This is a genomic window from Alcanivorax sp. HI0044 (assembly GCF_001634945.1).
The window spans coordinates 1-866 of sequence record NZ_LWEZ01001753.1 but is presented as its reverse complement, the minus strand read 5'-3'; the positions used below and the strand labels follow the sequence as shown (position 1 = coordinate 866).

1 pseudogene is annotated in these 866 nt (G+C 50.5%); it reads left to right on the top strand.

Features of this window, described 5'->3' with window-relative positions:
• Positions 1-866 (top strand): annotated as a pseudogene (locus A3730_RS26260) (glucose-6-phosphate isomerase); the annotation flags it as partial.

Sequence of the window (866 nt, the reverse complement as noted above, 5' to 3'; positions counted from 1 at the left end):
CCCAGCAGTTTCAAAACGAGATTGACGAAATACGCCTCGAAATTTCCCGGATGTCGAAATTGGCCAGTGAGATCAATACAGGCCAATGGAGAGGGTCAACAGGCCTATCAATAACCAACATTGTGTATTTGGCCAGTGGCGGGCCGTCAACAGTCGCACAATTTACTCATCACGCCTTATGGCGGGAGAGCGACTCCATTAAGGTCGATTTCGCGTCAACACTCGATGGAATGCAGCTCTATCGACTTTTCAGTGAGCTCCCTCCTGAGCAAACACTGTTTATTTTTGCCTCAAAATCTTTCGCCACAGTGGACACGCATGCCAACTTTCAACTTGCTCGTGACTGGCTGATCGAGCGGCTCGGGCAAGGCTCAGATCTGAGCAAACACTTTATCGGCATATCATCCTCCCCAGACAGCATGACCGAGGCAGGAATTCCGCAAAAAAACCAGTTACGCGTCTGGGACTGGGTCGGAGGAAGGTTTTCCAGCTGCTCTGCGTTTTCATTTCCTGTATTGCTAACAAAAGGGGCCAACTTCTACAGAAAAATGCTGAAAGGGGCCGAGACTGTAGATCATCATTTCAGAACCGCACGGCTAGAAGAAAACATCCCCGTTCTGATGGCACTAGTTGATGTCTGGAACCGCAACTTCCTGAGTATTCAGAACCGAATTCTTCTCCCCTATGACAGCCGCCTGAATCTCCTGCCACGCTTTGCAAGCCAGCTGGAGCTTGAAAGTTGCGGAAAATCCTCATCTGCAGAATCAGAAAAGCTGAGGACCGCCGGCATGGTGCTGGGAGAATCCGGACTGGATGCCCGACATAGTCTGCATGAGTACATCCACAATGGCAGTGACTCCTGCTGC